Below are 22,648 nucleotides of genomic sequence, written 5' to 3'. Positions count from 1 at the left end.
CTCATATTTCCGGGCGGATCATTCCTCCGCCGCGCTGTCGCTTTCACTTTCCGGGCCGAGGGAGACCACGTACTGCCCGTCCGGGTCCAGCACCAGGGCGGCGACCGCGGCCACATCCTCCAGGCTCACCGCCTGGATGTTGGCGATCACATCGTCTATGGGCTGGTAGGGCTCCTCGTTCAACTCGAAATTGGCCAGGCGGAACATCCGGGTGGTGGTGCTCTCCAGCCCCAGCACGAGCTGCCCCTTGAGCTGGTTCTTGGCCCCCTCCAGCTCCTCGGCTGTCACTCCCTGGCTGAGGATACTGGAATACTCCTGGCGGATTACCTCCACCGCGTGCTCGCTGCGGCTGGGCTCCACCCCGGCGTAAACCCCGAACACACCCATGTCGCGGTAGAACTGCTGAAAGCTGTAGACCACGTAGGCCAGGGCTTCCTCCTCCCGCACCCGCTGGAACAGGCGCGAGCTCATACCGCCGCCCACAATACTGCTCAGCAGCAGGAAAGCGTAGCGCCGCGGGTCGGAATGCGACATGCCCAGCGTGCCCAGGCACAGGTGGGTCTGCTGGCAAGCCCGGCTGACATGTCGGCGCACCGGGCCGGAGGCTGTCTGGCTTTCTGTGCTCAGCCCGGAGGCGCCGTTGCCGTTGCGCGCCGCCGCGAAAGCGAACTTCTCGTGAATCGTGGCCTCGACCGATGCGAAATCGATGTTGCCGGCCACGGAAATCACCATGTTGCGCGCCTGGTACTGCCCGGTCAGGTAGCCGCGCAGGTCCTCGCCGCCGATGCCCTCCACGGTCTCGTAGGTGCCCAGCAGCGGATAGCCCAGCGGGCCACCGCCCCAGATCGTCTCGGAGTAGAGCTGGTGTATAAGGTCATCCGGCGTGTCCTCCATGTTCCGGATTTCCTCGTACACCACCTGCTTCTCGCGGGCGAGTTGGTCCTCGGCCAGACAGGGCGAGTCGATCAGGTCGGCCAGCACGTCCAGGGCGAAATCGCTGTATTCATCCAGCACCTTGGCATGGAAACAGGTGAACTCGCGGCTGGTGAACGCATCCAGGCTGCCGCCCACCGATTCGATGGAGTTGGCGATCTCTTTCACGTCCCGCCGGCTGGTGCCCTTGAACACCATGTGCTCCAGCAGGTGGCTGATACCCACCTTCTCCAGCGGCTCGTGACGGCTGCCGCGGTTAATCCACACCCCCAGCGAGCAGGAGCGCACGTGCGGAATACGCTCCATCACGATACGCAGCCCGCTTTCGGTGGTAAGATGCTTTACCTGTTCCATGCTCACGTGCTCAGTTTACCCCTTCCTCTTCCATCGCCGCCACCTTGGACAGCTTGATCCGGTTCTGCTTGTCGATCCCGATCAGCTTGACCTTGAACTTGTCGCCGACCTTGACCACGGACTCGATGTCCTTGACCCGGGTCTTCTCCAGCTCGGAGATATGGACCAGTCCCTCGCGGCCGGGCATGAACTCGACAAACGCACCGAACGAGGTGACTGTCTTGACCACGCTGTTGTAGACCCGCCCGATTTCGGGCTCGGCCGCGATCTCGTTGATCCGCTCTATGGCGATGTTGCAGGCGTTCTCATCCGCCGAGGCGATGGTCACTGTCCCGTCGTCCTCGATCTCGATCTTGGCCCCCGATTCCTCGGTGATCTTGCGGATCATCTTGCCGCCCGGGCCGATGACCTCACGGATCTTGTCCGGATGGATCTTGATCGTCACGATACGCGGCGCGTAGGGGCTGATCTCGGCGCGCGGGGTGTCGATGGCGCTGTCCATCAGGTCGAGGATCGAGCGGTAGCCGGTTATGGCCTGCTGCATGGCCTCGCCCAGCACTGCCAGCGGGATGCCGCCCATCTTGCTGTCCAACTGGAAAGCTGTCAGGCCCTCGCGGCTGCCGGCCACCTTGAAATCCATGTCGCCCAGGTGGTCCTCGACGCCCAGGATGTCACTGAGCACGGCGTGACGGCCGCTCTCGAAGATCAGGCCCATGGCGATGCCCGCCACCGGCCGCTTCAGCGGCACACCGGCGTCCATCAGGGCCAGCGACCCGCCGCAGACCGTGGCCATCGAGCTGGAACCGTTGGATTCCAGGATGTCCGAGACCAGGCGGATGGTGTAGGGGAAGCCCTCGATGTTGATCATCGGGCGGATGGCCCTCTCGGCCAGCGCGCCGTGACCGATCTCGCGACGGCCGGGGCCGCGCGGGATGCCCACCTCGCCCACGCTGAACGAGGGGAAATTGTAGTGCAGCATGAAAGTCTTGCGGAACTCGGCCTGCTCGATCGAGTCGATCACCTGGCTGTCCATGCTCGTGCCCAGGGTGGCCGAAACCAGGGCCTGGGTCTGGCCGCGGGTGAACAGCGCCGAGCCGTGCACGCGCGGCAGCACCTGGATCTCGCAGGTAATCTGGCGGATCTCGGTGGTGCTGCGGCCATCCACCCGGCGATGCTGCTCCAGGACCATGCGGCGCATCTTTTCCTTCTCCATCTCGCCGATCACCGAGGAGATTTCCTTCTCCATCTCGGGATATTCCTCGGCCAGGTCATCCACCGTGTCGGCCACGAGCTGGTTGTAGGTCTCCTCGCGGGCCTGCTTCTCGGCGATGGTCAGGATGTCGTCCAGCGGGTTCTCGACCCGGCTGCGCACCAGCTCGCGCAGCTTGGGGTCCATCTCACGCGGGACGAACTGCTGCTTGGGCGCTCCGGCCTGTCCGACCAGCTCGTCGATCAGGGACACCACTTCGGCGATGCCTTTCTGGGCGAATTCGAGCGCGCCCAGCACCAGGGTGTCGGGCAGCTCATTGGCGCCGCCCTCGACCATCACGATGTCGCCGCGGGTTCCGGCCACGGTCAGGTCGAGGCTGCTGGAGTCCATCTGGCTGAACGTGGGGTTGAGCACGTACTGTCCGTCGATGTAGCCCACCCGGACCGAGGCCACGGTGGACGTAACCGGGATGTGGCTGAGCGCCAGGGCTGTGCTGGCCGCCACCAGACCCAGAACATCCGCCTGGTTTTCCTGGTCGGAACTGAGCACGGTGAGCATCACTATGACATCGTGGTTGTAGCCCTTGGGGAACAGGGGCCGGATAGGACGGTCCACCTGGCGGGCGCAGAGGATTTCGCGCTCGCTGGGACGGCCCTCGCGTTTGAAAAATCCGCCCGGTATCTTGCCGCCGGCGAACGCGCGCTCGCGGTAATCCACGAACAGGGGCAGGAAATCCACCCCCGGCTTGGGTTCCTTGCTCGCCACAACGGCGGCCAGGATGACCGTATCGCCGTAGCGCACCAGGGCCGAGCCGTGGGCTTGTTTGGCCATGCGGCCGGTTTCGATTGACAGCGGTCGCCCGCCGATCATTCTTTCAAGTCTGTAAACCATGTGATTCCTTCCGCTTTGTGATTTGAATAAGCCGATTCCCTAAGGGGGACCGCCCGAAATTTCAGGTCCGTAAACCGGGACTTCCGACAAGCGGAAAGATTTACGCCGCCCTTATTCCGACGGGCTTACTCGCGCCGCGGCCTAAAAAGGCCCCGGCCGGAAACAGATTACTTGCGCAACTGCAGCCGTCCAATGAGTTCTTTGTACTCATTGAAGCTGCTCCTGCGCAGGTATTCGAGCAGGCGCTTGCGCTGGCCGACCAGCTTCAGCAGTCCCCGCCGCGAATGGTGGTCCTTCTTGTGCGTCTTGAAATGCTCGGTCAGGTTGCGGATGCGCTCGGTCAGGATCGCCACCTGCACGGAGGCCGATCCGACATCCTTCTCGTTCTTGCGGTACTGCTCGATCAGCCCGGCCTTTACTTCTGCTGTGATGCTCATCTACCTCTTCCCTCCAGATGCTGACTCAGGTTGTGAACAACCCTTTGGTTTATTGGTATGACAGGTTCGTTTCAGTAATTGCCCGGCCATGTCCAGCGCCGGATTTTAGATGCCTTCCAGCACCCTCCTGACCGCCGTATCGTCACGGTCCATCTGCCGGATCAACTCATCGGAATCCGGGAAGCTCCGGATCGGGCGGATACGCTCGACCACCTCCACTTCCAGGACCCGGTCGTACAGGTCGGCCTCGAACTCGTACAGGTTCAGCTCCAAGCCCGGCTCATCCTCGTTGAAAGTCGGCCGCGGCCCCCAGTACAGCGCTCCCTGCACCCAACGCCCGTCCAGACTGACCCGCGCGGCGTAGACACCGGACGGGAAAAGCTGCTTGCGCTCAAACAGCGGGACCAGGTTGGCCGTGGGGTGTCCCAGCTTGCGTCCCCGACCGGCGCCGTGCACCACGCGCCCGCTGAACGAGTAGAACCGTCCGAGCAGGTGCTCGGCCTCGGCCATGCGGCCCTCTTCCAGCGCCCGGCGCACCCGCGAGCTTGAGATCGGCCGGCCCTCGTGCAGCACGGGCGGCACCCGCACCAGAGAGAACCCCAGGCGGTCCGACATCTCGGACAGCATCTGCTGCCCCCCGGCGCGATCCTTGCCGAAAGCGTGGTCATAGCCCACGACCAGGGTGCGCATCCGGAAGCGTTCGAGCAGGTGATCGACCACGAACCGCTCCGGCGGGAGCTGCGACAGCGCCAGGTCGAAACGGGTCACGGCCAGATAGTCCACACCCAGCGCGCCGATCAGACGGGTCTTGGCCGCCTCGCCGGTGAGCAGGCCGAACTCCACGGCCGGCTGAAGCACATGCCTGGGGTGCGGATCGAAAGTGACCACCACCGAGCGCAGACCGCCCTCGCGTGACACCCGGACCAGCTCTTCCAGTATATGCACATGCCCCCGGTGCACCCCGTCGAACGTCCCCACGGTCAACGCCGTGCCGGAATCCGATGGGAACTGCCGGGAGCCGTCATCTTTCCACACTTCCATCGAACCATCCTCGGACGGCCGGCGACGCAGCCCCGGCCCCACACTCTCAATCGGCCGGGAACGCCTCTATCATCAACCGGCGCGGACGGAGCACTCCGGCTCCCCGCCCGATCAACTCCAGCACGCCGACTCCCAGGAATGAGCCATCCGGCGCATGCAACCGGACATCGTTCGGTCCCAGGGCGTATTCCCCCTCCAGGCTCAACTCACCCGCAGCCAGATCGAGGCTGCGGCCGAAAAACATTTTCTGCAGACCCTCGGCGGTCAGGGCCACCGGCTTCAGCCTCTCCAGGCCCCGTTCGACCGGCAGCAGGCAGGACACGCGGTCGGCGCGTTCTTCCAGGTTTGCCAGGGCGGCCAGGCTGGTCGCCTCCTCCAGCGCGAAAGCCCCTACCCGCGTGCGCACCAGGCCGTCCAGCAACCCCCCGACACCCAGCCGCTCACCCAGGTCACGGGCCAGCGAGCGCAGGTAGGTCCCGGCCGAGCAGGCCACCTCCAGCTCGAGGTGCGGCAGTTCGACCGACAGAAGGCTAATCCGGTCGATCCGCACCGTGGCTGGCTTGAGGGCCGGCGTCTTGCCCTTGCGGGCCAGGGCGTAGGCCGGCACGCCCTCGATTTTCTTGGAACTGTAGCTGGGCGGCATCTGGCGGCTTACGCCCAGGAAACCGGCCAGCACCTGTGCCAGCGCCTCCCGGCCGCCCACCTGCCCGGCCAGGTCGCCCTCGAAGCGGCGGATTATCTCGCCCTCGGCATCATCCGTGCTGCTCACCTCGCCCAGACGGATCACCGCGCGGTAGACCTTGTCCTGGCCCGCCAGGTACGAGGCGAAACGGGTCGCCCCGCCCAGGCACAGCACCAGCAGGCCCGTGGCCAGCGGGTCCAGCGTGCCCGTGTGCCCCACCTTGCGCAGCCCGAACAGACGCCGCACCTTGTCCACCACATCGTGACTGGTCGGCCCAACCGGCTTGTCCAGCAGGAGCAGGCCGCGGATGTCGGTCACTTTCCCGGCGCCGGGGGCCGCCTCACGGCTCGTCACTGCTCTGCTCCCCCCGCCGTGCTTCCCGCTCCGCCTCGATCTGCTCCTGCTCACGGTGAACACGGTCGAGCAGGTCCTCGATCCGAGCCACGTTCTGCAGGCTGGTATCGAGACGGAAATGCAAGTTGGGCACAAATCTCAGATAGCAGCGCCGCCCCAGCGAGGAGCGGATGAAACTGGCCGCCCGCTCCAGGGCTTTCATGGCCGGGGTCTTGTCCTCACCCAGCACCGCAACGAACACGGTGGCCTCGCGCAGGTCATCCACGCAACGCACCGCGGTCACAGTCACCTCTTCCAGACGGGGGTCGCGCACCTCGAAGCGGATGATCCCGCCGATCTCGCGGTGCAGCAACTCGCCTATCCGGTCGCTTCTCTTGAACCCATGCTGTCGTTTCATTACAGAAACTGCATCCTCTGGTCGATCAACATCACCTGGTGGTCTGAGGCCACCAGTTCCGAGACTTTTGAAAGCACCTGGTTGGCGAAGCGCTGCTCGTTGGAGACAATCGCCACGGCGATCACCGAACTCTGCCAACTGTCCAGGTGGTCCACCTCGGCCACCGAGACATTGAATTTGTTGCTGATCCTGGCTTTGAGCCGGTTCAGCACGCCGCGCTTGGACTTGAGCGACTGAATGCCGGCCAGGTGCAGCTCGAACTCACAGACCCCGATAACCATTCAACACCGCGCCCAGGTTCGGGCCCTCAGGAGGTAAGCTGGCGCTTGACCTCTTCGATGATGTAAGTCTCTATGACGTCACCGGCCTTAATGTCCATGTAATTTTCGAGGCGGATACCGCACTCGAAACCCGTGTTTACCTCGCGCACGTCGTCCTTCACGCGCTTGAGTGAGGCGATCGTCCCCTCCCAGACCACCACGCCGTCGCGCACCAGGCGCGCCTTGTGGTTGCGGTTCACCGTGCCGCTGGAGACATGGCAGCCGGCGATGGCCCCCACCTTTGAGAGCTTGAACACCTGGCGCACAGCGATAGTGCTCTGCAGGCTCTCGCGCTGCTCGGCGGTGAGAAGGCCTTCCATCGCCTTACGGATATCGTCAACCGTCTCGTAGATCACGCGGTAGAGGCGGATGTCCACGCCCTCGCGCTGGGCGGTCTCGCGGGCCTTCACATCCGGCCGCACGTGGAAACCGATGATGATCGCGTCCGATGCCGAGGCCAGGATCACATCATGCTCGCTGATCGCGCCCACGCCGCGGTGGATCACCTCCACCTTCACTTCCTGGGTCGACAGCTTCTCCAGGGCGTCGCTCAGCGCCTCCACCGACCCGTCCACATCACCCTTGATAATCAGGTGCAGGGTGTGGACCTCGCCGGCCTCGATACGCTCGTAGAGCTGGCCCAGGGTCATCTTGCGGTGGCGGCTGAACTCCTGCTCGCGTTTCAGGCGCTGGCGGTTGTTGGAGATGTCCTTGGCCTCGCGCTCCTCGCGCATCACGTGGAACGTGTCTCCGGCCTGGGGCACCCCGCTGAAGCCCAGCACCTGCACCGGTGAGGAGGGACCCTCCTCGGTCAGGTGCTCGCCGCGCTCGTTGCGCATGGCCCGCACGCGGCCCGAGACCAGGCCGCAGACAAACGGGTCGCCCACGTGCAGGCAGCCGGCGGTAAGAAGCACGGTGGCCACCGGACCCATGCCGCGGTCGAGCTTGGCCTCGATCACCACACCGCGGGCCGGGCCGCTCTGTACTGCGGTCAGCTCCATCATCTCGGCCTGCAGCAGGATCAACTCCATCAGCTTTTCCACGCCGATGCCTTTCTTGGCGCTGATCTCGGCGCAGAGCACCTTGCCACCGAACTCCTCGATCAACAGGCCGTGGTTGGCCAGGGCCTGCTTGGTCTTGCCCGGATTGGCCTGGGGCAGGTCGATCTTGTTTATCGCCACTATTATGGGCACGTTGGCGGCCTTGGCGTGGTTGATCGCCTCGAGGGTCTGGGGCTGCACGGCGTCATCCGCCGCCACCACCAGCACCACGATATCGGTCACCTGGGCCCCGCGGGCGCGCATCGAGGTGAACGCCTCGTGGCCCGGGGTGTCCAGGAAACAGACCATCCCGCTCTCGGTCTCCACCTTGTAGGCGCCGATGTGCTGGGTGATACCGCCGGCCTCGCCCGAGACCACGCTGGTCTTGCGGATATAGTCGAGAAGGGTGGTCTTGCCGTGGTCGACATGGCCCATCACCGTGACAATCGGGGCGCGGCGGGTGGGTTCCACGCCATCGGCCTGGACCTCCTCCACCACCTCCTGCAGCAGCTCCTGGCCGTATTCCTCGGCGTGGATCGCCTTGTAGCCGAACTCCTCGCAGATCACGCTGATCGTCTCGAAATCCAGCCGCTGGTTGACCGTGACCATCAGGCCCAGGTCGATGCAGGTGGAAATGAGCGTGGCGGCCGGGATACCGATCAGGTCGCTCAGCTCGGCCAGGGAGATGAACTCCATCACCCGCACGCTTTTTTCCGGCTCGCGGACCTCGACCGTCTCGACTCCGCCGGGGATCGGGCGGCGGCGCTTTTTCTTGCGCACTCCGGCGTCGATCTTAGCCAGGGTTTTGCGGATGTTGTCGGCGATTACTTTCTGGCTGACCTGTTTCTTTTTCTTCTTCTTTTTACCCCAGGGCTTGGCCTGGCTGCGATCCTCGTCCTCAGCGGGCGGGACAACGGGCGGGCTGGCGACGGGACGATCGGAGTCGAAGCGCTTGCGCCGCACCGCGCTTTTCGAGCGGTGGGAGTCGCGTTTCTTTTCCAGCTCTTCCTCCGCCTTGGTGCGCACGGGGACATGTTTCTTCTTGTTTTCGATTTTCAGTCGAACGGCGGCTTTTTCCTGTGCGAGCTTCCTGGTGATAAGCTCCACCGTCTTCTCGTCGATCGTGCTCATGTGGGAGCTAACCGGCAGGTTTATCTCCTCAAGAAGCTTAACCAGAGCCTCGCTCGAGATGTCGAAGTCTTTTGCCACCTGATATACGCGATATCCGGCCAAAGTCTTCTCCTCAATTTTAAATTACATCCGTAACTGCCGAACCACAGGTCTCCCGCTTGCCTCGGGAGACCTCTCGAGCCGTCAGCGCAGACCGTTCTGGGCCGTAAATCTCGCGGGCGCGGCATCGACCGGCGCCTGAGACACGAATTCCAATATCCATCTATAATAGCAGCACGGCTGCTATTTGTAAATAGTTTATCCACTTATTGATAATATAGGCACTTCAGTGTCTGAAGGCCGCCGCGCCAAGATCAGTCTTCTTCCTCCTCGGAATAATGCTCAACCAGATAATCCACAATTTCCTTCACTCTTGTCGCTGTCTTGCGTCCGATCCCCTTCACTCCAGACAGCTCCTCCAGGTCGGCCAGCACGAGCTGGTAGAAACTGTCGTAACCGGCCTCCTCCAGCTTCTCGCGGACGTTGCCCGAGATCGCCTCGATCAGGTTGAGCGGGAAATCCTCCACCGGCAGGTTATCGATCAACTCCTGCTGCTCCGGACCGAGCTTTTCCAGATCGCGCCGCGGACCGCTCTCATACTCCTCTTCCCCGGTTTCCAACCCGGCCTCTTCACCCGCCTCTTCCACGGCCCCCGGCTCCTCAGTCGCCGCAGGCGACGCCTCGGCAACCGGCTCCTCCTGCTCCACGGCCGGTCCCTCCTCCGGACCCGCGCCCTCAGGCTCCTGCTCCGGCACGGCTGCGGCGGCCGCCACGGCCGGAACGGACTCCTCCTCCGGCGCCTCTTCCTCAGGCTCCGGCGCTTTGGCCATGGGCGCCTTGGGCTCCGGCGCTTTGGCCACGGGCGCCTTGGGCTCCGGCGCTTTGGCCGCGGGCGCCTTGGGCTCCTGCGCCTTGGCCGCGGGCGCCTTGGGCGCAAACAGGTCCGCCAGCTTGATCTCGGGCCGCGACGGTTCCACCGCGACCGGCTCCTTCTCCGACCCCTCGCCGGCGGCAGACTCATCCGACGCGGGCTTCTTGGGCCCGAAGATACCGGCCAGGCCCTCATCGCGCTGGGCCATGAAATCCTTCTTGGTCATCAACTCGATCTTCCAGCCGGTGAGCTTGGAGGCCAGGCGCACGTTCTGGCCGTTCTTGCCGATCGCCAGGGAGAGCTGGTCATCCTCGATTACCACGTTCACCTGGCCGTCCTCGCGGTTGATCGAGGTGCGGTAGATCTTGGCCGGATTGAGCGCGGCGCGCACGTACTCCTGCGGCTCGTCGCTGAACGGGATGATGTCGATCCGTTCGCCGCCCAGCTCGTTGACCACGGCCTGGACCCGGCTGCCCTTGAGGCCCACGCAGGCCCCCACGGCGTCGATGTGGTCATCGTGCGAGTAGACCGCGATCTTGGCCCGGCTGCCCGCCTCGCGCACCACGCCCCGGATGTCGATGATGCCCTGGTATATCTCGGGCACCTCCAACTGGAACAGGGCCTTGAGGAACGACTCATGAGTGCGGCTCAGGATGAGCTGCGGACCCTTGGTGGTCTCGCGGATATCGATCAGGCAGGCGCGCACCGGATCGCCCTGCTTGAAATGGTCCTTGCGGTTGGTCTCCTTCATCGGCATGATCGCCTCGGTCTGCCGGTTCAGGAACACAACATAGTTGCCCCGCTCCACCTGCTGGATCGTGCCCGAGAGCAGCTCGCCGATCTTGCCCGAGTACTCGGAGCGGATCTTGTCGCGCTCGGCCTCGCGGATGCGCTGGATCACCACCTGCTTGGCGGCCTGGATCGCGTTGCGGCCGAAATCGGAGAACGGCACCTCGTTCCAGAGGATTCCCTCCAGGGCGATCTTGGGGTCAATCCGCTGTGCCTCCTCCAGAGCGACCTGGGCCGTAGTGTCCTCGACCGTCTCCACCACGTGGCGTCCCACCTGGATCCGGATCCGACCCTCGCGGGGCTCGATCTGGACTTTCACCTCGCAGTTCGCACCGTAGCGCTTGCGCACCGCGGCCACCAGCCCGGCCTCGATCATCTCGATCAGCTCGATCTGGCTGATACTCTTTTCACGCGCGATCTCGCCGAAGGCATCCAGAATCGGATTAATCATTTTGACAGCTCCGTTTGCAGCCTGTTGTATGGATTGACAGCCTCGACCACCGGGCGGGGAGGATGGCTCGCCCGGCGGACATGTCGTTATTTCCACTCGTAGATCAGGTTGGCGCGGGCGACATTCTCCAGCTCCACCTGGACTTCCTCTGAGCCCTCCAACTGCACGCGCGCCCGTCCCTGCCCATCCAGCCCGAGCAGTGTGCCGGTCAGGTTCCGGCGGTTCTCCAGCAACGGGCGTTTCAGCTTGAGCCGGGCCTTGCGGCCTGTAAAGCGCTCGTAATCGGCGGCCTTGACCAGGGGACGCTCCAGGCCCGGTGAGGAGACCTCCAGGACCCAGGAGACAGTCAAGACCCCCGCGGCCTCGATCAGCGGATCGACCAGACGGCTGGCGCGGGCGCAGTCCTCCACGTCCACCCCCTCCGGCTTGTCTATATACAGCCGGACGGTGCGGCGGCGCGGCAGGCCGGCCACCTCGACCAGCACCAGCTCCAGGCCTGCCGCGGCCAGGGCTGGCGCGCAGGCCTCGGCCAGTTGTTCCTCCAGCTCCATAATCGGCTCCGCGGTCAGTGGGCCTCAAACAGCCCATTTAAAAAGAAAGAGTGGGGCGGTCCCCACTCTTCTCTTAAAAAATAACCCCGCCACTGAGAAAATGCAAGGAAAAGTTGACGAAAAGCCTTGATTTTATTGCCTGTTCGCCACAACACCCACCCTGAACTGACAGTAATCAATCCCACCTCATCGCCGGTCGGACTGAAAACGCCCGTAAAGCTTGCGGGCCACGCATTCGGTCACCAGGTCCGAGACCTGACCGCCCAGGGAGGCCACCTCCCGCACCAGGCTGGAGCTGAGGTAGATGTACTCCTGCTCGGGGGCCATGAAAACCACCTCTATCTCCGGGTCGAGTTTCTTGTTCATCAGGGCCATCTGGAACTCGAACTCGAAATCGGAGACCGCGCGCAGGCCACGGAAAATGACCACCGCGCCGCGCCGTCGGGCATAGTCGACCAGCAGCCCCTCGAACAGATCCACCTCCAGGTCGAGGCCCATTTCGGCCAGGGACTCGTGGATCATGTCCCGGCGCTCCTGGGGGCCGAATGTGGTGCGCTTGCTCGGTGACTTGGCCACGGCGATTATCAGGTGGTCGACCAGCTTGAGGCCCCGGCGGATGATGTCCATGTGGCCGAGGGTGATCGGGTCGAACGATCCGGGGTAGATGCCGATCCTCACAGGGCTGTCCTTTCCTCGGGCCGGAGATAGATGCTGTAGGCCCCGGCGCCGAAAGCGCGCTCCTTCAGCGGCTGAAGGTTGTCATCCGGGCGCTGCGGCGGCGCCTCGGCCGGATACTCCAGGACCAGCACCGCGCCGGGACGGGCCGCGCCGGACAGCCACCAGTCCAGGACCCGGCGGTCCAGGCCCTGGCCGTAGGGCGGGTCGGCGAACACCAGGTCAAACCACTCGGCGCTCTCGCGGGACAGGAAATGCACCGCCTCGGCGCAGGTCACCCCGCACTGCTCGCGCACCTGAAGCGTGGTGATGTTCCGCTCGAGCGCGGCCAGCGAGGTGCGCGAATTGTCCACGAAAACCACCCGGTTCGCCCCGCGGCTCAGGGCCTCCAGGCCCAGCGCCCCGCTGCCCGCAAAAAGATCGAGGACGCCGGCCCCCTGGCAGACGTCCCCGAGAGCGGAGAACATCGACTCCTTAAGCCTGTCACCGGTCGGCCGCACCACGCGCCCGGCGGGCGCCTGCAGCTTCCGGCCGCGAAAACGCCCGGCGATAATCCGCATCTATTCGTAAACCTTGATATCCTTGATGTTGGCCTGGAGGTGACGCATGTTGTTCCACTCGTTCTCCTCCAGCACGAACGCCATGCTGATCTTGTCCCGGGCCGTGTTGATCTCTTTGAGCTTGTCGGCCAGGTGGAACCCGATCGCGTCGATCTGACGGCCGTTGTGACGCACCCGCATTTTCAGGTGGTTGTTGCCCACGATCCGCGGATAGCCCACCACCGAAAGGTCGTTGGCCACCAGCACCGGCTTGGGATTGCCCGGACCGTAGGGCTGAAACATCTGCATGCAGTGCAGAAGGTCGTAGTCGGCCTGCTCCAGATTCACCTCCAGGTCGACCATGATCTCGGGGGTGAGGTCCTCCAGGCTGAGCATATCGTGCGCCGCCCGGTCGAAAGCCTCGACGAACTCCTCCAGGTCGTGCTGCTTGAGCTGAAGGCCCGCGGCGTACTTGTGCCCGCCGAACACATCCAGGCAGTGGCCGCAACTCTTGAGCGCCTCGTAGAGGTGGAAATTGGCGATCGAGCGCGCCGAGCCCTTGCCCTCGCCCTCGTCATCGAAAGTGATCAGCACGGTGGGACGGTAGTATTCCTCGACAATGCGCGAGGCCACTATGCCCAGCACCCCGGGGTGCCAGTTGCGCGAGTGGATCACGATTGACCAGCGGTTCTCCAGGTCCACCGTGTCCTCGATCATCCGGCGCGCCTCGAGCAGGGTTTGGTTGTCCACCTCGCGGCGGGAGCGGTTCTCCTGGTCCAGCACCTGGGCCAGGCGCATGGCCTGCTCCATGTCGTCGGTCAGGAACAGCTCCACCCCGCGCAGGGCATCGCCCATGCGGCCCACCGCGTTGATCCGCGGGGCCATCGAGAACACCACGTCCGCGCTGCCCAGCTTCTTCTCGCTCAGCCCGGCCAGCTCGATCAGCGCCTGGATGCCCGGCTTGCGCGAGGTCTTGAGCTTCTCCAGCCCCACCCGGGCGAAAATGCGGTTCTCACCCAACAGCGGCACTATATCGGCGATGGAGCCCACAGCCACCAGGTCGAGGTGCTCGTACAGCTCGTTCTCATTCTCGCCCATACGGCGGCAGAGTCCCTGGCAGAGCTTGAACGCCACTCCGATCCCGGCCAGCTCCTTCTCGGGATAGGTGTCCCCCGGCTGCTTGGGGTTGAGGATGGCCGTGGCTTCCGGTATCTCGGGGCCCGGCTCGTGATGGTCTGTGACTATCACGTCCATGCCCTTGCTCTTGGCGTACTCGATAGCCTCCACCGCGGTGATCCCGCAGTCGACCGTGACCAGCAGCGTGGCTCCCATCGCCGCCACGGCGTCGATTCCCACCTCGGTGATGCCGTAGCCCTCGACCATACGGTTTGGGATGTAGTAGCCCACCGAGCCGCCCAGCTGGCGCAGGTAGCGCACCATCAGCGAAATCGAGGTGATCCCGTCCACGTCGTAATCACCGTAGACCACGATTTTCTCACGGCGGCCCAGGGCCTCGGCCAGGCGCACCACGGCCGGCTCCATGCCCAGCATCAGGTGCGGGTCGTACAGGTCATCCAGGTTGGGGTGCAGAAAGCGCTCGATCTCAGCCTCGCCGAAAAACCCGCGATTGGAAAGAATCCTGGCCACCAGGGGATGGAGCCCGAAGCGGCTGTTTAACTCAGGCTGCGGCGCAGCCTCTGGTACGGCGGGGCTGACCCAACGATACTTCATCGCTCTTCCACCCTGGCTGAGAATTATCGGGTGCTGCTGAAAAATTTACGGGAGCGAAGCATAAGCCGGATTCTGTACCCCGCCCGAGAGCGGGGCGACAGCCATTCATCTTGGCGGGGGATTGCTCCCGCCGCTCTGATGCAACCTACCCGGGAGTCGAGCGAGACGAGCCGCCTCTCCTCCCCTATTCGGTCTTGCTCCGGATGGGGTTTACCCTGCCCCGTCCGTCACCGGACGAGCGGTGCGCTCTTACCGCACCTTTTCACCCTTACCCCGACCCGAGGGTGCGGGGCGGTATGTTTTCTGTGGCACTTTCCGTCAGGTCACCCTGCCTGGACGTTATCCAGCATCCTGCTCTGCGGAGTCCGGACTTTCCTCGGCCGGCCTTGCGGTGAGCCGACCGCGGCTGTCCGCTTCGCTCCCTGCCTTAAGGCTCCACGCGGCCGGTTCAGGCCCCGTTGCCGTTTTCTTCGTAATACAGTATCCGCCCGCAGTTTTCGCAGGTGTGGATGTCCCGGCCCTTGCGGATATCGTTCACCTGCTGGAGCGGGATCATCGCGTGGCACCCGCCGCAACTTCCGTTGCGCAGGGCTACCACCGCCTGGTTTACCCGCGAGCCCATGATCCGTTCGTACAGAACGAGCAGACGCGGCTTGACCCGCACCGACAGGCCCTCGCGCTTCTGACGGCGGATGGCGATCTGCTCGTCCAGGTCCTGAATCTGGCCCTTGAGGCTGTCGTACTGCTCGCGGCGACCGCTCTCCTGGTCCGCCAGGGAGGCGCGGGACTGATCGAGGGACTGGTTCAACTGCTCGATCTGCTCCATGCGGCTGATGATGCGCTCCTCCAGCTCCGCCTTCTCCCGCTTTATCGCCTCAATCTCTGTCAGCAGGGCCGAGTACTCGCGGTTGCTCTTGACCGCGAGCAACTGCTGCTTGTAGCGGTTTGAGCCCTCGTCCAGCTGAGCCACCCGGCCCTCGGTCTCGCGGATGACGAGACGGGCCGCTTTCAACTGGGATTCCTTGTCGACAAGTTCCTGGCGGGCCGAATCCATTTCGTGTTCCAGCGCCTCAATCTGCGCCGGGATCGTCGACCTGCGGCCCTGGATTTCGTTGATCTCGACATCGATCTCCTGGAGCCTCAACAGGAGTTCCAGTGGTTCTTCCATCCTCCCCCTCCTGAACGTCGTGATGGACCCTTGCGCTGCTTTCCCCGCCCCGCCATATCTTATGAAACCCTCAGAAACAAAAAAGTGTACCGTCCTCGGACAGTACACTTCCATTGCACCAAGCCCCGGAAGAATATGACACGTCGACAGTGTATTTTGAATGTTCCATAAGAACGGTTGTTTTCAAAATGGTGGGCGATACTGGATTTGAACCAGTGATCTTCCGGATGTGAACCGGACGCTCTAGCCGCTGAGCCAATCGCCCATTGATTCAATATGGTGGGCCCACTAGGACTTGAACCTAGGACCGGCGGATTATGAGTCCGCTGCTCTAACCAACTGAGCTATGGGCCCCTCCCGCTAAGAGAGATTCAAGTTAATCACCGAAGGCCCGCTTGTCAACCCTATTTATCCGCTCACCGGACTCAAGGGAAAAACATATACTTTTTCAGGATGCCGCTGCGGCTGGGGTGGCGCAACTTGGTCAGGGCCTTGGCCTCGATCTGGCGCACACGCTCGCGGGTGATGTTGAAGATTTCGCCCACCTCCTCCAGCGTACGCGGGCACCCGTCGTCGATCCCGAATCTCAGGCGGATCACTTTTTCCTCGCGCGCGGTCAGCGAGCCCAGAGCGGTGGTGATCTGGTCGCGCAGCATCGAGTAGGCCGCCGTGCGGGCCGGCGAGTCGAACTCGGTGTCCTCGATCAGCTCACCCAGCGAGCTGTCCTCGCCCTCCTTGATGAAATCGTTGAGCGAGACCGTCTCCTGGCTGATCTTCATCACCTCGCGCACCTTGTCCACCGGGAGGCCGAGCTGAGCGCTGATCTGCTCGGGGGAGGGCTCGGCGCCGAACTCCTGGACCAGCTTCCAGGCGATGCGGTTGACCTTGTTCAAGGTCTCTATCATGTGCACCGGCACGCGGATCACCCGGGCCTGGTCGGCGATGGCGCGCGTGATGGCCTGGCGGATCCACCAGGTGGCGTAGGTCGAGAACTTGTAGCCCTTGCGGCAATCGAATTTCTCGGTGGCGCGCATCAGTCCCTTGTTGCCCTCCTGGATCAGGTCCAGGAACTCCAGGCCGCGGTTGACATAGCGCTTGGCCACCGAGATGACCAGCCGCACGTTCGACTTGATCAGCATCTGCTTGGCCTCTGCCACGGCCTCGTTGTACTTGGTCAGACGGCGTCCGAGGCGCAGTATCTCGCGGCCGGCCAGCCCGCAATCGTGTTCCAGGCGGGTCAGGCGGGCGGCGATCTCGTCGCGGTAGGCGCTCAGGTCGCCCTCGGCCCCATCGCCGAAATACCCCATCCCGGCCTTGCGCGCCAGGTACTGGCGTATCTGCGCCGCGGGCAGTGGCCGCGCCGCCTTGCGCACCCGGACCAGCACCCGGTCCAGGTATTCGAGCCGCCGCATAACGTCCTCCACCTCGGCGCAGACATCCGCGATGGAGTCCACCAGTTTCTGGATCTGCGAGGAGTTCACCGGTATGCGGGCGAAAGCGTTGCGCAGGGTGCGGCGCTCCGCCGTGATCCGGCTCTCCAGCCCCTCACGCCCGGCGCCCGGCCCTGCCGACTCCAGCGCCAGCATAGTCTGTTCCAGCTCGCGGAACTGGGACTCGGCCCTGGCCAGCATCTTGAGGATACGGTTCTTCTCCCGATTGCCCAGGTAGCTGCCTTTCCAGTCGCTCAGGTCGGTCTCGACAAACTCCTCGATCGTGATGTTCTCGCACTCCAGCATGTCCTTGCCCTCGATCAGAAGGCGGAACGACTGGAGGCTCTCGAACACCGCGGCGCGAACCTTGCGCCGCCCCTGGTCGATCACCTCGGCCAGGGCGATCTCACCCTGGCGGTCGAGCAGGGGCACCCGGCCCATCTCCTGAAGGTACAGCTTGACCGGATCATCACCACCACCACTCTGCACCTCGGCCTCGGCCAGATGCTCGTGCCCGGCGCGCCTAAGGCGAAGCTTCCGCCTGGCGCTCAGGGGCTCACGCGCCTGTCTGATCCTCGTCTCCACAACCGGGGTTTCCACAGTCTCCTGGCTCTCTTCGACCGATGCACTGCCGCTCTGGATGCTGGATGCTCGTCGGTTCATTACACACAATCCGTGCGTGGATTAAGAGGTTGCGCGGAAAGGCGGGTCCGCGGGAAAACAAAAAACCACGTCCAGCAAACTGAACGTGGCCCAAACAACAGATTCTATAAATAAATCAATATTGAATTCGCGGGTTCCGATTGGACAAAAAACCGGCAAGCCTGGGTGGCAGAGCTGCATGCCCGTCTCCTCGAAAACAGGGACAGATGGCGCGCAAACACCCTTCCTGCGGGCATCCCGGCCATCCACGGCGACTGCGGTTGCGAGAAAAAAAGACCGCGTTGCTGCTCATTACCGGCCAAGATAGAGCGGATTGATTGTATCTTGACTGTTTGAATTTAAACACCGGCGGGTGGGAAGTCAACAAATGCTTTACTTTTGGATAGCAAAATGACTGGACATTTCACGTTCGAGTTTTTTCATTTCCTTGTGAAGCAAGGCCTGCTCACGGATCAGCTCCGGGTCGTCCGCAACGGCCAGTTTCTGCATACTCTCTTCCAAATGTTTAAGTATACGGCCCACTTTTATCCTGCGCCAGCAGTAGCCGAACACCTGGGGGGCCGGCTCGTAGCGGGTTGCGTCCGCGGCCAGCTCGGCCAGCAGCGGATAGAGCGCGGATGGCAGGCCCTGGTAGAGCGCCTCGATCAGGTTACGCACTCCCGAGCGCTGCAGCTCGGACAGGGTGTCGAAAGCCTGGGCGTACAGGGAGCTTTCGAAAGGCGGATCGCCCAGGGCCTCCAGGGTCTGCGGGATGTAGTCGGGATGGAGGATGCAGATTGCCAGGACATAGCGCTCGGCATCCAGGGCCCCCGAAACTCCGCCGGTGGGGGTCTCTGCCGCCGCAGCGGCCTGCTCCCCGACCGGCGCGGTGGTGCGCTGCGGGACCCGCCGGGCGCGGGATTCGATGCGGGAGAGCCGCTCCTGCAGCACGGCTTCCGGCACCTCGATGAACTCCACGCACTTGCGCAGGTAGAGCGTGCGGGCCATACTGTCCTTGCAGCGCGCCACCGATTCGAGCAGCTTGTCCGCGGCCTGCTCGCGCTGGGCCACCTGGCGCAGGTCCATCTTCTGACGCAGGATATCGATCTTGCGGTCCAGGAAATCCACCGCCGCGCGCCGGAGGGTCTCGAACTCGGCCGCCCCGTGGGCGCGCAGGAACTCATCCGGGTCCTCCGCCCCGGGCAGGCTGATCACCCGTACGGCCAGGCCCGCCGCCAACAGCTCATCCCCGCCGCGGAACGTGGCCTTCAGCCCAGCCGTGTCCGGGTCGTACAGCAGGAACACCTCGCGCGCGTAGCGCGACAGCAGGGCGGCCTGCTCCGGAGTGAGCGCGGTGCCCAGCGGCGCCACGGCAGTCTCGTAGCCGTACGTGGCCAGGGCGATCCGGTCCATGTAGCCCTCCACCACCACGGCCCAGCCCTCCTGACGGATCGGCCCGCGGGCGCGGTCCAGGCCGAACAGTATCTCGCCCTTGCGGAACAGCGGGGTCTCGGGGCTGTTCAGGTATTTCGGCTCGCCCGGCCCCAGGATGCGCCCGCCGAAAGCGATGGTCCGCCCGCCGAGGTCGTGGATCGGGAACATCACCCGGCCGCGGAAACGGTCCACGCTCTGGCCCTGCTCATCCGGGGTGGTGAGCAGCCCGGCCTCGCGCAGGGTCGCCTCCTCGATACCGTGGCCCAGGGCGGCTTTTTTCAGGGCCTCCCGCTCGCGCGGGGCCCAACCCAGCTCGTTTCTTTCCACGACCTCCGGGCTCAGGCCGCGCTGGGCCAGGTAGTCGCGCGCCGCGCGGCCCTCGGCCGGCTCCGCCAGGCAGCCGCGGAAATAATCCCGCGCGAACTGGTTGGCGTAGATCAGCCGTCCGCGGTGCTCGTCCTCTTTCTGATCGAACTGCCCCCGCGGGATGGTTATTCCCAGCCGCTCGGCCAGGAACCCCACCGCCTGGGCGAAATCCAGTTTCTGGTGCTCCATCAGGAACGAGTAGACATCCCCGGCCTTGCCGCAACCGAAGCATTTGAAAAAGCCCTTGTCCGGCGTGACCGTGAACGAGGGCGTGCGCTCGCTGTGGAACGGGCACAGGCCGAGCCAGTTGCGCCCGCGGTGGCGCAGCTCGACGAACTGGCCGATGACCTCCGCAATGTCGGTCTGCAGGCGTATCTGGTCGATTATCTCATCCGGTATGAAACCGCTCACCCGGCCCTCCTCCAATACGCCCGTTCAGGACAATTCCGAATTGCAATCAGTGTTTACATTAATGGTTCTGATTCATTTTCCAAAACCGGGGGGCCGTCAAGGAGCAAAAAATGCCGTGGCCGCAAGCCCTGTCCCGGGGTTTCGCAGGGGCATGGCACAGCGCGCCGCGCCACTATGGCATCTCCAGTCCCGCTCATTCAGCGACGAACGTGGCCACAGTAGCCCCGGAGCCGCCCTCGTTCCAGGCCCCCAGGCGGAACGCCGCCACGCGCCGGTCACGGGAAAGCAGCTCGTTCACCCGGCTGCGCAGCGCCCCGGTGCCCTTGCCGTGCACGATCACCACGCTGCCCAGGCCAGCCCCGCGCGCCCGGGCCAGGAAACGGTCCAGCTCCTGGTCGATCTCATCCACCCGCAGGCCGCGCAGGTCCAGCCGGCCCGGCTCGGCGGAGTCGGCCTCGGGCTCCGGCGCGCTGAAGCCGGCCCCGGCGGTGTGACGCTTGCGGGCGGCCCGGTTGGATGAGCGCAGCATCTCATCGGCGCGCAGGCTCATTTTGGCCCGCCCGGCGATCACCGTGTAGCGGCCCGTGTTGTCCGGGCCCTCGGCTATCTCGCCCTCCAGGCCCAGCCCGACCACGCGCACCCGGTCCCCTGCCTCGAACGCTCCTCCCGGCTCACCCTCCTCCCCCAGGCCGGACTGACCGGCCCCGGTGTCGGCCTCGGCCGCGGCGCGCAGCTCGGCGATCCGCTCCTCCATGCTGCGCCGGGCGACACGGGCGGCCTGTTCGGCCTGGCCCTCGCGCCACTGGCTCTCCAGCCGGGCGATCACCTCCTCCACGCTGCGGCGCGCCTGCAGCATGTGCTCGCGCTCGCGGCGTGCCATCTCCTTCTGGAAGTCCCTCTCCCGGCGGGCCAACTCAACCAGGCGCTCGCGCGACTCCTGGCGCTCGCGCCGCAGGGCCTCACTCTCGATCTGGAGCCGGGCCTGGAGTGACTCGGCCTCCACCGTGGCGGCCTCCAGCTTTTTCTGCTGGGCCTCCAGACGGGCCAGGTACTCGTTGATGTTGATCGCCCCACCGGTCAGGTAGGTGGCGGCGCGCTCCAGCACCAGGGGGCTCATCCCCATGTTGCGGGCGATCGCCAGGCCGTAGCTCTGGCCGGGCAGCCCTTTCCGGAAATGGAACGTGGGCTGCATCCGCTCCGGGTCGAACTCCAGCGAGCCGTTGACCAGCCCGGGGATTCGCTCGTACAGGAGCTTCAGCTCGCCGAAATGCGTGGTGCTCAGGGTCAGGCAGCCGCGGCGGGTCAGGTGCTCCAGCACGCTGGCGGCCAGGGCCGCGCCCTCGGCCGGGTCGGTGCCCACGCCGATCTCATCCAGCAGTATCAGGCTGTCCGGGTTGCCCGAGTCGATGGCAGTGACCAGGTCGAGCACGTGGCTGGAGAAAGTCGAAAGGTCGCGGTCCAGTGACTGCTCATCCCCGATGGCGGCGAACACCCCGGCGAACACCGGCAGCGAGCTGCCCTCGCCCAGGGGAGGGAAAATCCCGCTCTGGGCGGTCAGGACCACGATCCCGGCGGTCTTCAGAAGGACTGTCTTGCCGCCGGCGTTGGGACCGGACACGAGCAACGTGCGCTCGCCCGCGGCCAGCTCGATGTCCAGCGGCACCACCGCCTCGGCGGCGGCTGCGGCAGCGGCCGGGGAATCGGCCTCTTTCAGGTGGCGCTCCAGCAGGAGCGGGTGACGCGCGCGCCGCAGCACGAAAGCCCCGCCACGGGTCAGGCCCGGCCGCGTGCAACCGTACTCGCGGGCGAACACGGCCCGGGCGTAGAGGCTGTCCAGCTCGGCCAGCACGCGCACGTTGTCGGCCAGTTGCGGACGGCAGGTGCAGAGACGGGCGCTCAGGGCGGCCAGGATACGCAGTTTCTCGCGCTGGATGTCCAGCTCGATCTCGCGCAGCCGGTTGTTCGAGTAGACCACCTGCTCCGGCTCGATGAACAGGGTGGCCCCGCTGCCGCTCTCGCCCTGGATTATCCCCGGGCAGGAGTGCATCTCATCGCGGCGGACAGCCAGGACATAGCGCTCCTGGCGCAGGGTGACGAAATTGTCGCCCGTGGAGCCGGCCTCGGTCAGACGGCCCGAGATCTGCTCGAGCTGCTTCTCGATCCGCTCGCGTACGTGACGGGCATCCTGGCGCAGCTTGCTCAGAAGCGGCGAGGCGTTGCTCACCACCTCGGCGTTCTCGTCGAACGTGCGCTCGATCTCGCGCCGTATCTCCTCCTGGCTGTCCAGAGCCCCGGCCAGCGCGCTCAGCCTTGGCAGCGAGTCCTCGCGCCGCAGGATGTAGCCGCGCTCGTCCCCGGCCGCCTCCAGCATCCGTCCCACCGCCACGATCTCGGCCCCCTCCAGGATCACCCCGGCCTTGGTCAGCCGGGCCAGGGGCCCGGCCAGCACCGGCGCCGCGGAGGGCCGGAAATTGTGGCCCTCGCCCGTGATCGAGCGCATCTCGTCCAGGCAGTCATAGTGCCGCCCGATCGCCTCCGGGTCGTCCAGCGGAGCCAGGGCGCGCACGTGCGCCGCCCCGTCCTGACTCACCGCGTAGCCGGCCACCAGGGCCAGGAGACGGTCATATTCAAGGATGTCGCGGGTCTGTTGGCTGAGCATATAGTCTTCCGGTCTGAGTTCATTCTCTCGCAGCCGTTTGTTTCACCAGGAGCTGCCGTCGCCCTGACGGTAAAAATAAAAAAAGCGCCGCCGGGCGCCACT

Annotated in this window: 17 protein-coding genes, 2 tRNA genes and 1 other RNA gene; all 20 read right to left on the bottom strand. The window is 64.6% G+C overall.

The window, feature by feature from the left end:
* Nucleotides 1-18: 18 nt before the first annotated feature.
* Nucleotides 19-1,287, bottom strand: coding sequence for an insulinase family protein (locus LLH00_16795; GenBank protein MCE5272937.1), 1,269 nt, complete (start codon nt 1,285-1,287; stop codon nt 19-21).
* Nucleotides 1,288-1,297: 10 nt separating this feature from the next.
* Nucleotides 1,298-3,388, bottom strand: coding sequence for a polyribonucleotide nucleotidyltransferase (locus LLH00_16790; GenBank protein MCE5272936.1), 2,091 nt, complete (start codon nt 3,386-3,388; stop codon nt 1,298-1,300).
* A 167-nt stretch (nt 3,389-3,555) separates the two neighbouring features.
* Nucleotides 3,556-3,825 (bottom strand): 30S ribosomal protein S15, encoded by a 270-nt coding sequence (gene rpsO, locus LLH00_16785; protein ID MCE5272935.1) that lies wholly within the window; start codon nt 3,823-3,825, stop codon nt 3,556-3,558.
* A 105-nt stretch (nt 3,826-3,930) separates the two neighbouring features.
* Nucleotides 3,931-4,866: a riboflavin biosynthesis protein RibF gene (ribF, locus tag LLH00_16780; GenBank protein MCE5272934.1), complete on the bottom strand. Its 936-nt coding sequence runs from the start codon at nt 4,864-4,866 to the stop codon at nt 3,931-3,933.
* Nucleotides 4,867-4,912: 46 nt separating this feature from the next.
* Complete coding sequence (gene truB / locus LLH00_16775) at nt 4,913-5,902, bottom strand: tRNA pseudouridine(55) synthase TruB (GenBank protein MCE5272933.1); 990 nt, start codon at nt 5,900-5,902, stop codon at nt 4,913-4,915.
* The gene (gene rbfA / locus LLH00_16770) at nt 5,889-6,299 is read right to left on the bottom strand and encodes a 30S ribosome-binding factor RbfA (GenBank protein ID MCE5272932.1); all 411 of its coding nucleotides are present in this window, start codon (nt 6,297-6,299) and stop codon (nt 5,889-5,891) included. Before rbfA ends, truB begins: the two co-directional genes overlap by 14 nt.
* Nucleotides 6,299-6,580: a DUF503 domain-containing protein gene (locus LLH00_16765; GenBank protein MCE5272931.1), complete on the bottom strand. Its 282-nt coding sequence runs from the start codon at nt 6,578-6,580 to the stop codon at nt 6,299-6,301. Before LLH00_16765 ends, rbfA begins: the two co-directional genes overlap by 1 nt.
* A 26-nt stretch (nt 6,581-6,606) precedes the next feature.
* A complete protein-coding gene (gene infB, locus LLH00_16760) occupies nt 6,607-8,892 on the bottom strand; it encodes a translation initiation factor IF-2 (GenBank protein ID MCE5272930.1) in 2,286 nt (761 codons plus the stop codon).
* Between the two features lie 251 nt (nt 8,893-9,143).
* Nucleotides 9,144-10,940, bottom strand: coding sequence for a transcription termination factor NusA (gene nusA, locus LLH00_16755; GenBank protein MCE5272929.1), 1,797 nt, complete (start codon nt 10,938-10,940; stop codon nt 9,144-9,146).
* An 86-nt stretch (nt 10,941-11,026) separates the two neighbouring features.
* A complete protein-coding gene (locus LLH00_16750) occupies nt 11,027-11,491 on the bottom strand; it encodes a ribosome maturation factor RimP (GenBank protein MCE5272928.1) in 465 nt (154 codons plus the stop codon).
* Between the two features lie 186 nt (nt 11,492-11,677).
* The gene (coaD, locus tag LLH00_16745; GenBank protein ID MCE5272927.1) at nt 11,678-12,169 is read right to left on the bottom strand and encodes a pantetheine-phosphate adenylyltransferase; all 492 of its coding nucleotides are present in this window, start codon (nt 12,167-12,169) and stop codon (nt 11,678-11,680) included.
* Nucleotides 12,166-12,726 (bottom strand): 16S rRNA (guanine(966)-N(2))-methyltransferase RsmD, encoded by a 561-nt coding sequence (gene rsmD, locus LLH00_16740; protein ID MCE5272926.1) that lies wholly within the window; start codon nt 12,724-12,726, stop codon nt 12,166-12,168. The genes coaD and rsmD overlap by 4 nt, the downstream gene beginning before the upstream one ends.
* Entirely contained in the window at nt 12,727-14,436 is a 1,710-nt protein-coding gene (recJ, locus tag LLH00_16735; protein MCE5272925.1) for a single-stranded-DNA-specific exonuclease RecJ, read from the bottom strand. It abuts the gene before it with no gap.
* A 46-nt stretch (nt 14,437-14,482) separates the two neighbouring features.
* Nucleotides 14,483-14,858: RNase P RNA component class A (gene rnpB, locus LLH00_16730), an RNA gene on the bottom strand.
* Nucleotides 14,859-14,884: 26 nt separating this feature from the next.
* Nucleotides 14,885-15,604 (bottom strand): C4-type zinc ribbon domain-containing protein, encoded by a 720-nt coding sequence (locus tag LLH00_16725; GenBank protein ID MCE5272924.1) that lies wholly within the window; start codon nt 15,602-15,604, stop codon nt 14,885-14,887.
* A gap of 189 nt (nt 15,605-15,793) precedes the next feature.
* A tRNA-Val gene (locus LLH00_16720) sits at nt 15,794-15,869 on the bottom strand.
* A gap of 12 nt (nt 15,870-15,881) precedes the next feature.
* Nucleotides 15,882-15,958: transfer RNA gene (locus LLH00_16715), tRNA-Ile, on the bottom strand.
* Between the two features lie 71 nt (nt 15,959-16,029).
* A complete protein-coding gene (locus LLH00_16710; protein ID MCE5272923.1) occupies nt 16,030-17,697 on the bottom strand; it encodes a sigma-70 family RNA polymerase sigma factor in 1,668 nt (555 codons plus the stop codon).
* A gap of 372 nt (nt 17,698-18,069) precedes the next feature.
* Nucleotides 18,070-19,887, bottom strand: coding sequence for a DNA primase (gene dnaG / locus LLH00_16705; GenBank protein ID MCE5272922.1), 1,818 nt, complete (start codon nt 19,885-19,887; stop codon nt 18,070-18,072).
* Between the two features lie 193 nt (nt 19,888-20,080).
* Nucleotides 20,081-22,546 carry a Smr/MutS family protein gene (locus tag LLH00_16700; GenBank protein MCE5272921.1) on the bottom strand — a complete coding sequence of 822 codons (2,466 nt, stop codon included), beginning with the start codon at nt 22,544-22,546 and terminating at the stop codon, nt 20,081-20,083.
* Nucleotides 22,547-22,648: the final 102 nt, after the last annotated feature.

Source organism: bacterium, from assembly GCA_021372515.1.
Classification (GTDB): Bacteria; Gemmatimonadota; Glassbacteria; order GWA2-58-10; family GWA2-58-10; genus JAJFUG01.
The sequence above is the reverse complement of the archived record's forward strand: the minus strand, read 5'-3'. Positions and strand labels throughout refer to the sequence as shown.